This is a genomic window from Serratia sp. Nf2 (assembly GCF_003028435.1).
Lineage (GTDB): Bacteria > Pseudomonadota > Gammaproteobacteria > Enterobacterales > Enterobacteriaceae > Serratia > Serratia marcescens_L.
In genome coordinates this window covers 199147-211283 of the sequence record NZ_PYTW01000003.1, presented here as the reverse complement: position 1 = coordinate 211283, position 12137 = coordinate 199147, and the positions used below count along the sequence as shown (strand labels likewise).

The 12137-nt window shown below is 56.4% G+C and carries 13 protein-coding genes and 1 other annotated feature; of the genes, 11 read left to right on the top strand and 2 right to left on the bottom strand.

The window, feature by feature from the left end; all coding sequences use genetic code 11:
- The first annotated feature begins 6 nt into the window (after positions 1–6).
- From C9411_RS08795 to C9411_RS08785, 3 genes are all read left to right on the top strand, one after another.
- Positions 7–1344, top strand: a complete 1338-nt coding sequence (locus C9411_RS08795; RefSeq protein ID WP_107226887.1) for a cytochrome c — start codon at positions 7–9, stop codon at positions 1342–1344.
- A 257-nt stretch (positions 1345–1601) separates the two neighbouring features.
- Positions 1602–2885 (top strand): hypothetical protein, encoded by a 1284-nt coding sequence (locus C9411_RS08790; protein ID WP_063989679.1) that lies wholly within the window; start codon positions 1602–1604, stop codon positions 2883–2885.
- A gap of 150 nt (positions 2886–3035) precedes the next feature.
- Positions 3036–4169: an ABC transporter substrate-binding protein gene (locus C9411_RS08785; RefSeq protein WP_063989680.1), complete on the top strand. Its 1134-nt coding sequence runs from the start codon at positions 3036–3038 to the stop codon at positions 4167–4169.
- Positions 4170–4205: 36 nt separating this feature from the next.
- Here C9411_RS08785 and C9411_RS08780 read toward each other — a convergent pair whose 3' ends face one another.
- The gene (locus tag C9411_RS08780) at positions 4206–4895 is read right to left on the bottom strand and encodes a MarC family NAAT transporter (RefSeq protein WP_063989681.1); all 690 of its coding nucleotides are present in this window, start codon (positions 4893–4895) and stop codon (positions 4206–4208) included.
- Between the two features lie 105 nt (positions 4896–5000).
- Positions 5001–5189 (bottom strand): hypothetical protein, encoded by a 189-nt coding sequence (locus C9411_RS08775; RefSeq protein ID WP_063989682.1) that lies wholly within the window; start codon positions 5187–5189, stop codon positions 5001–5003.
- A gap of 224 nt (positions 5190–5413) precedes the next feature.
- Here C9411_RS08775 and C9411_RS08770 point away from each other — a divergent pair, with 224 nt between their 5' ends.
- From C9411_RS08770 to pheS, 8 genes are all read left to right on the top strand, one after another.
- Positions 5414–6463, top strand: coding sequence for a hypothetical protein (locus C9411_RS08770; protein WP_039566428.1), 1050 nt, complete (start codon positions 5414–5416; stop codon positions 6461–6463).
- A 240-nt stretch (positions 6464–6703) separates the two neighbouring features.
- Entirely contained in the window at positions 6704–7327 is a 624-nt protein-coding gene (locus C9411_RS08765; RefSeq protein WP_107226886.1) for a hypothetical protein, read from the top strand.
- Positions 7328–7545: 218 nt separating this feature from the next.
- Positions 7546–9474 (top strand): threonine--tRNA ligase, encoded by a 1929-nt coding sequence (gene thrS / locus C9411_RS08760; RefSeq protein ID WP_025159696.1) that lies wholly within the window; start codon positions 7546–7548, stop codon positions 9472–9474.
- Positions 9475–9477: 3 nt separating this feature from the next.
- Positions 9478–10029, top strand: a complete 552-nt coding sequence (infC, locus tag C9411_RS08755; RefSeq protein WP_048233542.1) for a translation initiation factor IF-3 — start codon at positions 9478–9480, stop codon at positions 10027–10029.
- A 98-nt stretch (positions 10030–10127) separates the two neighbouring features.
- On the top strand, positions 10128–10325 hold the full coding sequence (gene rpmI / locus C9411_RS08750) for a 50S ribosomal protein L35 (RefSeq protein WP_004931418.1): 198 nt from the start codon (positions 10128–10130) through the stop codon (positions 10323–10325).
- 43 nt (positions 10326–10368) lie between these two features.
- Positions 10369–10725: a 50S ribosomal protein L20 gene (rplT, locus tag C9411_RS08745; RefSeq protein WP_004931417.1), complete on the top strand. Its 357-nt coding sequence runs from the start codon at positions 10369–10371 to the stop codon at positions 10723–10725.
- Between the two features lie 113 nt (positions 10726–10838).
- Positions 10839–10961 (top strand) — a sequence feature (Phe leader region).
- Positions 10843–10887, top strand: a complete 45-nt coding sequence (pheM, locus tag C9411_RS25810) for a pheST operon leader peptide PheM (protein WP_121626058.1) — start codon at positions 10843–10845, stop codon at positions 10885–10887. It overlaps the preceding feature by 45 nt.
- Before the next feature lie 187 nt (positions 10962–11148).
- Positions 11149–12132, top strand: coding sequence for a phenylalanine--tRNA ligase subunit alpha (gene pheS, locus C9411_RS08735; RefSeq protein WP_004931416.1), 984 nt, complete (start codon positions 11149–11151; stop codon positions 12130–12132).
- The last annotated feature ends 5 nt before the right edge of the window (positions 12133–12137 follow it).

Here is a 12137-nt window from a genome sequence, read left to right as displayed (position 1 = left end):
CGAACGATGAAAGCATTTGTACCGGCACTGGTTCTCAGTGCAGTGAGTTTTTCCGTTTGGGCGCAGGACGCCACCGTCAGCAGCGAGCTTATCAAGCGCGGTGAATACTTGGCGCGCGCCGGCGACTGCGTGGCCTGCCACACCGACGGCAAGAGCGGTAAAACCTTCGCCGGCGGTCTGGCGATGGAGACGCCGATCGGCACCATTTACTCCACCAACATCACGCCGGACAAGAAAACCGGCATCGGCGATTACAGCTTCGAGGATTTCGACAACGCGGTGCGTAAGGGCGTAGCCAAAAATGGCAGCACCCTGTATCCGGCGATGCCGTATCCGTCTTTCGCGCTGGTGAAAGAGGACGACATGCGCGCCATGTATGCCTATTTCATGCACGGCGTGCAGCCGGTGGAGCAGGCCAACAAGGACTCCGACATCCCGTGGCCGCTGTCGATGCGCTGGCCGCTGAGCATCTGGCGCGGCATGTTCGCACCGTCGCCGGCGGACTTCGTGGCTGACGCCAAGGCCGATCCGGTGATCGAGCGCGGTCGCTACCTGGTGGAAGGCCTGGGCCACTGCGGTGCCTGCCATACCCCGCGCAGCATCACCATGCAGGAAAAAGCGCTGAGCAACAGCGAAAGCGACAACTATCTGTCCGGCAGCAACGCGCCGATCGACGGCTGGGTGGCTTCCAGCCTGCGAAGCGACCGCAAGGATGGCCTGGGCAGCTGGAGCGAAGCCGAGCTGACCGAGTTCCTGAAAACCGGCCGTAACGAAAAGGCGATCGTGTTTGGCGGCATGAGCGACGTGGTGGAGCACAGCCTGCAATACCTGAGCGACGACGATCTGACCGCCATCGCGCGCTACCTGAAATCGCTGCCGCCGAAAGACGGCAAGCAGCAGGCGGCACCGGTGGAAGACAGCGTGGCCAAGGATCTGTGGCGCGGCGACGACAGCAAGCCTGGCGCGGCGCTGTATGTCGATAACTGCGCGGCCTGCCACCGCACCGACGGCGTGGGCTACAAGCGCGCCTTCCCGTCGCTGAAGGGCAACCCGGTGGTGCAGACCGAGGACGCGACCTCGCTGATCCACATCGTGCTGACCGGCAACACTACGCCGGCGGTGCAGGGGGCGGTGTCCAACATCACCATGCCGCCGTTTGGCTGGCGTCTGAACGATCAGCAGGTGGCGGACGTGGTGAACTTCATTCGCACCAGCTGGGGCAACAGCGCCAAACCGGTGAGCGCCTCCGACGTGGCCGACGTGCGTAAAGACCGCTCGATGATCCGCGACGAGAAGGAGATGGGCAGCGCCGAGGTGCCGGACCATCCGGACGCGAAGAAGTAAACCGCTTAAGGGCTCCGCAAGGGGCCCTTAGTTTTTCCTGCCTGTGCCGGTTTTTTCAGCATTTCCTGTTCGCAAATCGTCCGTTCGGCCGATAAAACATAGACCCGCAGGGTATTTTTCATTATCCTTTGCCGTCCTTCCATCAGGCGTAAGTATGAAATATCGCTTTAATTCACTGATTACTATTAAAAAGTTCGCGGAGAAGGATATCCCGTTAGGCGCAATCGTTGGCGCCGCAGATTAAGGTAGACTGTCTCATGAGTACGATTTCTCCCGATTCAGGCACGCTGACGGCCGCTCAGCCTGCCAAATGGAACAAAACCGACACCGTCTGGATGTTCGGTCTCTATGCCACCGCGGTGGGCGCCGGCACGCTGTTCTTGCCGATCAACGCCGGTTTGAACGGCCCGCTGGTACTGCTGTTGATGGCGCTGTTCGCTTTTCCGCTGACCTATTTGCCGCACCGTGCGCTCAGCCGCTTCGTGCTTTCCGGCTCCAGCCGCGACGGCAATATTCACGATGTGGTGGTGGAACACTTCGGCGTGCTGGCCGGCAAAATCATCATGATGCTGTATCTGATGGCGTTCTTCCCGATCGTGCTGGTGTACAGCATTTCGATCACCAACGCGCTGGACAGCTTCCTGATCCACCAGTTCCACGTGGCGCCGCTGCCGCGCATCTGGCTGAGCCTGGCGGTGGTGGTGGTGCTGAATCTGGTGCTGCTGCGCGGCAAAGACAGCATCGTGGCGGCGATGGGCATGCTGGTGTTCCCGCTGCTGGTGTTCCTGATGGGCATTTCGCTGTACCTGATGCCGAGCTGGAATACCGCCAACTTCGTTCATGGCCTGGCCGCCACCCGCTTCGACACGCCGGGGCTGTGGCATTCGCTGTGGCTGGCGGTGCCGGTGATGGTGTTCTCCTTCAGCCATGCGCCGATCATCTCTTCCTTCGCCTCGACCCAGAAGAGCCTGTATGGCGATAAGGCGGAACGCCGCTGCGCGCGCATTATGCGCTACAGCTATGTGCTGATCTGCGTCACCGTGCTGTTTTTCGTGTTCAGCTGTGTGCTGAGCCTGTCCCATGAAGACATGCAGCAGGCGAAAGATCAGAACATCACGGTGCTGACCACCCTGGCCAACAAGTTTTCCAACCCGCTGATTGCCTATCTCGGCCCGGTGATGGCGATGCTGGCAATGGCTAAATCCTATCTCGGCACCTCGCTGGGGGTAACGGAAGGGGCGACCAGCCTGATCGACGGCGTCACGCGCGCGGTCGGCAAACCGCTCAGTTCGCGTATGACGCACCGCATTTCGGCGGTGGCGCTGTTCCTGCTCACCTGGGCGGCAACGGTGTGGAACCCCAGCGCGCTGCACATCATCGAAACCATCAGCGGCCCGCTGATTGCCGCCATCCTGTTCATTCTGCCGATGTACGCGGTGCGCGCGGTGCCGGCGATGCGTAAATACCGCGCGGCGAGCAACGTCTTCGTGCTGGTGATGGGCCTGATTGCGCTGTCGGCGCTGATCTACGGCCTGGTATGATCCCTTGGGCGCGCCGCTTCCGGCGCGCCTCTCAACCTCTCTCTACACATCCCTTTGCAATTAATCGCCGGGTTGCTGGGCGTTATCTTTGATAATGCAAGCCATTCTCATTAGTATTTCCTGATTGTGTTCATGACTAAGGAGTCTTTCGTGCACCGTCGAATCACTTTGCCGGCGCTGGTTTGCGCCGCCGTGTTAGCCTCTCCGGCGATGGCCACCACCTATCCGTTGACCCTGACCGACACCTCCGGCCAGACGCTCACCCTCCAGCAAGAACCGAAACGCATCGTGGTGCAGGACGGGCGCGACATTCTCACGCTGGCGCTGCTCGATCGTGCCAACCCGTTCGGCCGGCTGGTAGCCTGGAACAACCTGCTGAAGAAAAGTGACGCGGCGACCTGGACTATCTTGCAGAGCAAATGGCCGGCGGCGAAAAATATCATCGATATGGGCTTTAGCGACAAAGGTGAAGTGAATCTGGAGAGCGTGATCGCCAAGCGGCCCGATCTGATGATCGCCCAGCTGCGCTCCAAACCTTCCCTGAGCCAAACCGGCGTGCTGGATAAGCTGAAGGCGTTGAACGTGCCGGTGCTGTTTATCGACACCATGCTCAAGCCGGTGGAAAACACGCCGAAAAGCGTGACGCTGCTGGGGGAAACCCTCAACCGCGAAAGTGAAGCCAAACAATATACCGATTATTATCAGCAGCACTATCAGGCCATTCTGGCCAAGACGCAGGCGGTGGAACCCAAGCCGCTGGTATTCTTCGAAGCCAAGGCCGGCCTGAACGGGCTGGAATCTTGCTGCTTCACCCATGCTCACGTCGGTTGGGGGGCTCTGGTAGAGGCGGTCGGCGCGCGCAACATCGGCTCTGCGCTGTTACCGGGCGCGACCGGCGACGTGGCGCTGGAAAAAGTGATCGCCATGAAACCGGATGCCTACATCGTTTCCGGCTCGCAGTGGGCCAGCAAGACCAACGCCGCGGTGCCGTTTGGCTATGGCGTCACGCAGCAGCAGGTGGATGAGGCTTTCAACCGCATGAAACAGCGTCCGGGCTTCGCGCAGGTGTCGGCGGTGAAAGAAGGGCGCTTCTACGGCATCTACCATAACTTCTACAACCATCCGTACAACATTGTCGGGCTGGAGTATCTGGCGAAGTTTATCTATCCGGCACAGTTCCCGGATCTGGATCCGGCCAGGACCTACAGCGAGATCCTCAGCCGTTTTACCGAAGTGCCGGAAGGCAAGGGCATTTTGGGCGCGCAGGCGCCGACGGGGAAATAACGGCAACGGGCGCGACGACGCGCCCGTTTTTGATCTTTAGGCGGCGGCCGGCGTATAGGTGGAGATGATCTCCAGTACGCCGTTGATGATGAACTGCACGCCCATGCACACCAGCAGGAAGCCCATCAGGCGCGAGATCGCCTCGATGCCGCTTTTCCCCACCAACCGCATGATAGCGCCGGAACTGAGCAGGCAGCCCCACAGGATCACCGCGACCGTCAGGAAGATGGCGACCGGTGCCACCGCCAGTACCCAGGGTTCAAAACCCAGCGAGTTCGCCTTGACGCTCGACGCCGAACTGATGATCATCGCGATGGTGCCCGGCCCGGCTGTGCTCGGCATGGCCAGCGGCACGAAGGCAATGTTGGCCGACGTCTTGTGCCGCAGCTCGTGCGACTTGCTCTCCACCTCCGGCGCCTCTTCAGGGCTCTGCTGAGGGAATAACATGCGGAAACCGATGAAGGCGACGATCAGGCCGCCGGCGATGCGCAGGCCGGGGATCGAAATGCCGAAGGTGTTCATCACCACCTGCCCGGCGTAAAACGCCACCGTCATGATGCAGAACACATAAACCGAGGCCATCAGCGACTGCTGGTTGCGCTCTTCGCGCGTCATATTACCGGACAACCCGAGCAGCAACGCCACCGTGGTCAGCGGGTTGGCCAGCGGCAACAGCAGCACCAAACCCAGTCCGATGGCCTGGAATAACTGCAAAATACCCGTCATAAAAAACTCCCTGTGCAACGTTCAAGCCGCCACGCGGCGGCCCATGAGCTGAACAGCCTAGCCTGCCGCGTGCCTGGCGGCAATGGGCATAGCTCGTAAGGTTAATTAACCGTCGGCCGGCGTTTCATCTTCGCCGTTGCACTCGCCGGCGAGCTCCGGTTCATCCTCACACCCCAGCGGCGCTTCATTGACCGCAATCGCCCGCGGCACTGAACGCGCGCCAAAATGCACCCGCCCATACAGCGTCGCTAATACCGCGCATAGCACGACGAGGACTGCGAGTAACCGGTTCATATTATGAGCTCAAGACCTGTTCACCCGTGAATAACGTAAGGATAGTGATGCCAAGACGCTCTGTCAGCGTGTTGTCGCCGAGAGTAGGCACGCCCGTGCTGCAATTATGATTAATTATTTTTAACTGTTTTTACCATTTAACCGCTTAAGAGATTAAACACTTCTATACTGGTAAGGCTTTGTGGCATTTCTTTATAATCGAAAAGCTTAAAAGGAGTTTTACTATGGAAGTGGCAAAAGAATGGGTAGCGGCGAAAAAAATCTCCTGGGGCAGCGTCATTGGTGGTGTTATCACCGTATTGGCTGTTTCACTGTTGCTGTCGACGTTGGGCACCAGCCTTGGATTTTCCATCGTGGATCCGACGTCAGACGATCCAATCAATGGAGCCGGTACCACCGTAGTGATTTGGTCCGCTGTTTCAATCATTATTAGCTTGGCTGCCGGCGCTTTTATTGCCGGACGTTTGGCTGCTAATGACGGCCTTATTCATGGCTTCCTGGTATGGGCTACGTCACTGATTGTGGCGGCGGTGCTGGGCGGGATGCTGGTCGGGTCTGCAGTGAAGGCCACCGGCAATGCGCTGGGTGCTATCGCTTCGACCTCTGGCAGCTTGCTCTCCGGTGCCGGTTCAGCGATTGGCAAAGGGGCAACCGGGTTAGCGGACGTGGGTGGCAAGGTGTTTGACAAGTTGGGTATAGACACCACGTTGGAACCTGAACAGCTGCATGGTGATGTGGTTACGGCGCTTAAAAAAAGTGGTATTCCGTCATTGCAGCCTGAATTCATGCAGCAACAGTTGAATGCGGCCAAGACTGATTTGGCAGACGCAGTAAAAGCCCTGGCACTTCAGCCTGACAATAGCGATGCAATTATTAAGCAACTGGTCGACAAGCTTAAAAAACATGGTGAGGCCATCTCGCAAGATGTGGATCAAGACACACTGAAAAAAGCGCTGGTTGAAAATACCAATATGACGCCGCAGGAAGTAGACCAGACTGTGAAGAATTTGGTCGACGCCAAAAATAAAACTGCGCAGCTGGTTAATCAGCGTTTGGATGAAGCCGAAGCAAAAATCAATCAGGCAAAACAGGAGTATGCTGAGCTGAAACAGAAGGCGCGCGAACAGGCTGCCGCGGCTGCGGACGAATTGTCTCGGGCTGCCCTGTGGTCATTCTTTGCATTGTTGATTGGCGCAGTGGTCAGTGCATTGGCAGGCTTGTGGGGCGTTAACACCAACGCCCGGCGTGTAACCGTATCATCTCCGCAGGCGTAATTTCCAGGCTCGTTTGCGCGTCTCGATGATAGAGGGATGAGAGCCTGAAATACTGACGGTGATGAAATGACAGCCAGGAAAGACTGGCGCTTCCCCCCGGCCATGTGCCGGGGTTTTTATTGTTTGCGGCGTGATTAATGACCACCTTTATCGCTGTATACGGTATTAGGCATCAATTGCCACGATCCCTGAGAACAGGTGGATAACATAGATGCGCTGTAAATAATAATGAGTGTGATTATGAAACAAGAACTGCATATTTTGCTGGGGAAGGCCGTTGCCTTTCTGTTCTACGGCGCTTTTTTGGCGGCTTTGGTCGGCCTGGTGTTTATCGACGTACACTGGCTGCATAATTTTGTGCATGAAACCTCGCTGACCGAAGCGGCGCAGGAACTGTTGCTGCTCGCCATCGCCGGCGGTTTTTTCGCCGCGGCCTGGCGACAGGCCGAACGCCGCTCCGCCTGGATGCTGGTCGGTGGCTTCTTTCTCTGCATGTTGATCCGCGAGATGGACTTCGCCTTCGATGCGCTGTGGCACGGCGCCTGGGTGTGGTTCGCGCTGGCGGTCGCCTTGGCCTGCCTGTGGCATGCCGCCAGGCACATTGCGGGGACGGTGCGCGGCCTGGCCGATTTCGTGACGCATCCCGGCTACGGCATGATGTGCGCGGGCCTGCTGTGCATTCTGGTGTTTTCACGCCTGTTCGGCATGAGCGCGTTGTGGCAAACGCTGATGTTGGACGGCTATAACCGGGTAGTGAAAAACATGGTGGAAGAGGGCTGCGAACTGCTGGGCTACGGCCTGTGCCTGCTGGCCACCCTCAGCTACATGAAAACCGTTTTTGCGCCGAATGAGGCGAAAGTGTGAGGGCGGCGGCACTTTATTTATCCGGAACAATTTTAGTGATACTATTCGCTTAGCCGAATGCGGCTGAGAAGGTATGCGTTCCATTCTGTATACCCAGTGAGGTTTCAATCTGGCAATTGTGGGCGAGATCTGAAACCTGGCTGACCAAACCCAAAATCCAATTTTCGTACTGCATGTGATCTGTCGTGTGGGTCACCACTGTAGATAAGGAATTATTAATGCCTGTTATTACTCTTCCTGACGGTAGTCAGCGTCATTTCGACCACCCCGTTTCCCCGATGGATGTCGCGCGCGATATCGGCCCTGGCCTGGCGAAAGCCTGTATCGCCGGCCGCGTCAACGGCGAGCTGGTTGATGCCGGCGATCTGATCGAATCGGATGCGCAGCTGGCCATCATCACTATCAAAGATGAAGACGGTCTGGAAATCATGCGCCACTCCTGCGCTCACCTGCTGGGTCATGCGATCAAGCAGCTGTGGCCGGATACCAAAATGGCGATCGGTCCGGTGATCGACAACGGTTTCTATTATGACGTGGATATCGACCGCACCCTGACGCAGGAAGACCTGGATCTGCTGGAAAAGCGGATGCACGAGTTGGCCGATAAGGATTACGACGTCATCAAGAAGAAGGTCAGCTGGCAAGAAGCCCGCGACACCTTCGCTGAGCGCGGCGAAATCTACAAAGTGGCGATCCTGGATGAGAACATCAGCCATGACGATCGTCCTGGCCTGTATCACCACGAAGAATACGTCGACATGTGCCGCGGTCCGCACGTGCCGAACATGCGTTTCTGCCACCATTTCAAGCTGCAGAAAACTTCCGGCGCTTACTGGCGCGGCGACAGCAAAAACAAAATGCTGCAGCGTATCTACGGTACCGCCTGGGCAGACAAGAAGCAGTTGAACGCCTACCTGCAACGTCTGGAAGAAGCGGCCAAGCGCGATCACCGCAAGATCGGCAAACAGCTCGACCTGTATCACATGCAGGAAGAAGCGCCGGGCATGGTGTTCTGGCACAACGACGGTTGGACTATCTTCCGCGAGCTGGAAGCCTTCGTGCGCATGAAGCTCAAAGAGTATCAGTACCAGGAAGTGAAAGGTCCGTTCATGATGGACCGCGTGCTGTGGGAAAAAACCGGCCACTGGGAAAATTACAAAGACGCCATGTTCACCACCGCGTCGGAAAACCGCGAATACTGCATCAAGCCGATGAACTGCCCGGGCCACGTGCAGATCTTCAACCAGGGCCTGAAGTCGTACCGCGATTTGCCGCTGCGCATGGGCGAATTCGGCAGCTGCCACCGCAACGAGCCATCGGGTTCCCTGCATGGCCTGATGCGCGTGCGCGGCTTCACGCAAGATGACGCCCACATCTTCTGTACCGAAGAGCAGGTGCGCGCCGAAGTGAACGAATGCATCCGCATGGTGTATGACGTGTACGGCACTTTCGGTTTCGACAAGATTGCCGTCAAGTTGTCGACTCGTCCGGAAAAACGCATCGGCACCGACGACATGTGGACCCGTGCGGAAGAGGACCTGGCCGCCGCGCTGACCGAGAACGGCATTCCGTTTGAATATCAGCCGGGTGAGGGCGCCTTCTACGGACCGAAAATTGAATTTACCCTGCATGATTGTTTGGATCGCGCATGGCAATGTGGTACCGTGCAGCTCGATTTCTTCTTGCCGGGCCGTTTGGGCGCTTCGTATGTTGGCGAAAACAACGATCGCGTCGTGCCGGTAATGATTCACCGCGCCATTTTGGGCTCCATGGAACGTTTCATCGGTATCCTTACCGAAGAATACGCCGGGTTCTACCCGACCTGGATCGCTCCGGTGCAGGTGGTGGTGATGAATATCACCGACAGCCAGTCTGATTATGTCCAGCAATTGACCAAAAAACTGCAGGATGCAGGCATTCGCGTGAAAGCGGACTTGAGAAATGAGAAGATTGGCTTTAAAATTCGCGAACATACTTTACGTCGAGTCCCTTACATGTTGGTGTGCGGCGACAAAGAGGTCGAAGCAGGCAAAGTTGCCGTTCGTACCCGCCGTGGCAAAGACCTGGGAAGCCTGGACGTAAACGAAGTCGTAGACAAGCTGCTGAAAGAGATTCGCAGCCGTAGTCTTCATCAACTGGAGGAATAAAGTATTAAAGGCGGAAAACGAGTTCAACCGGCGCGTCCTAATCGCATTAACAGAGAAATTCGCGCGCAAGAAGTTCGCCTAACCGGCGTCGATGGCGAGCAGATTGGTATTGTCAGTCTGAATGAAGCTCTTGAAAAAGCTGAGGAAGCGGGCGTTGATTTAGTAGAAATCAGCCCAAATGCCGAACCGCCAGTTTGCCGAATCATGGATTACGGCAAATTCCTCTACGAGAAGAGCAAGTCGACGAAAGAACAGAAGAAGAAGCAAAAAGTTATCCAGGTTAAGGAAATCAAATTCCGTCCTGGCACCGATGATGGCGACTATCAGGTCAAACTACGCAACCTGATTCGCTTTCTGGAAGATGGCGATAAAGCCAAAATCACCCTGCGTTTCCGCGGGCGTGAGATGGCGCACCAGCAGATCGGTATGGAAGTGCTTAACCGCGTCCGTAAAGACCTGTGTGAAGATATGGATCTGGCAGTGGTCGAGTCCTTCCCTACGAAGATCGAAGGCCGCCAGATGATTATGGTGCTCGCTCCTAAGAAGAAACAGTAAGGCTTACAAGTAATGGAACCCGCGCGGCGCTTGCGCTGTGTGGGTTTTATTCGCCCAACTGATTCGTTGTTTAACAATGCGAAGTGGATTTAATTAAAATGCCAAAGATTAAAACTGTACGCGGTGCAGCCAAGCGCTTCAAAAAAACCGGCAGCGGTGGTTTTAAGCGTAAACATGCCAACCTGCGTCATATTCTGACCAAAAAAGCAACCAAGCGTAAACGTCACCTGCGTCCGAAAGGCATGGTGTCTAAAAACGATCTGGTCCTGGTTACCGCGTGCCTGCCGTACGCATAAGCCATTTTTTTTGAATTTAGAATAAGACTTTAGGAGAGAGCATATGGCTCGCGTAAAACGTGGTGTAATTGCACGCGCACGTCACAAGAAAATTATGAAGCAGGCGAAAGGCTACTACGGTGCCCGTTCGCGCGTATATCGTGTTGCCTTCCAGGCAGTAATCAAAGCAGGCCAGTACGCTTACCGTGACCGTCGTCAACGTAAGCGTCAGTTCCGTCAGCTGTGGATTGCACGTATCAACGCAGCTGCTCGTCAGAACGGTCTGTCTTACAGCAAGTTCATCAACGGCTTGAAAAAAGCGTCGATCGAAATTGACCGTAAGATCCTGGCTGACATCGCAGTCTTCGACAAAGTGGCCTTCGGCGCACTGGTTGAGAAAGCGAAAGCAGCTCTGGCGTAAGTCAGTAGAAGAGGGAGCTTGCTCCCTCTTTTAATCTTTGTTTTCAGCGACAAATATTGACTTTCATTGCCCGCCGCTATATCACTGGTGGACAATCATCGACAAGGTACCGCAATCATGCACGCAGCTATTTTTCGTTTCTTTTTTTACTTTAGCGCCTGATATCAGGAGGCTTTGCGCGTAAGAAAAGAAACGAAAAGTAGCGCCTAAGCCTCCCTCGTGGAGGCTTTTTTGTTTTTGGCCATCGTATCGCCTTGCACATTGCTGCGGCGAGGGTGGCAGACGCTCAGCCGGCCCTGTGCCGCGCAGGTGAGTCACCTGGCCGACAACGCATTGAAAAGTCTTTGAAGATTGCTCAAAGGCGTGTTCGAATAATAGATAACAATTACTTAGGGCCATCCCGGCCAGAGGAAGAGGAAAGCAATGCCACATCTCGCAGAGCTGGTTGCCAATGCCAAGGCAGCCGTAGAAGATGCCCAGGATGTTGCCGCGTTAGATTTGGTGCGCGTCGAATATTTTGGCAAGAAAGGTCATTTCACCTTGCAGATGCAGTCTCTGCGTGACGTACCGGCGGAAGACCGTCCGGCGGCCGGCGCGGTGATCAACCAGGCCAAGCAAGAGGTGCAAGACGCCCTGAACGCGCGTAAGAACGCGCTGGAAAGCGCTGCGCTGAACGCGCGCCTGGCGGCTGAAACCATCGACGTGTCCCTGCCGGGCCGTCGCATGGAGAACGGCGGCCTGCACCCGGTGACCCGCACCATCGACCGTATCGAAACCTTCTTCGGCGAGTTGGGCTTCTCCGTTGCCACCGGCCCGGAGATTGAAGACGATTACCATAACTTCGACGCGCTGAACATTCCAGGGCATCACCCGGCGCGCGCCGACCACGATACTTTCTGGTTCGACGCCACGCGCCTGCTGCGCACCCAGACTTCCGGCGTGCAGATCCGCACCATGAAGAACCAGCAGCCGCCGATCCGCATCATTGCGCCGGGCCGTGTTTATCGTAACGACTACGATCAGACTCACACCCCGATGTTCCACCAGATGGAAGGGTTGATCGTCGATAAAGACATCAGCTTCACCAACCTGAAGGGCACGCTGCACGATTTCCTGAACAACTTCTTTGAAGAAGACCTGCAGGTTCGTTTCCGTCCGTCCTACTTCCCGTTCACCGAGCCGTCCGCTGAAGTGGACGTGATGGGCAAGAACGGCAAGTGGCTGGAAGTGCTGGGCTGCGGCATGGTGCATCCGAACGTGCTGCGCAACGTGGGCATCGATCCGGAAGTTTACTCCGGCTTCGCCTTCGGTATGGGCATGGAGCGCCTGACTATGCTGCGTTACGGCGTCACTGACCTGCGCGCATTCTTCGAAAACGATCTGCGTTTCCTCAAACAGTTTAAGTAAGGCGG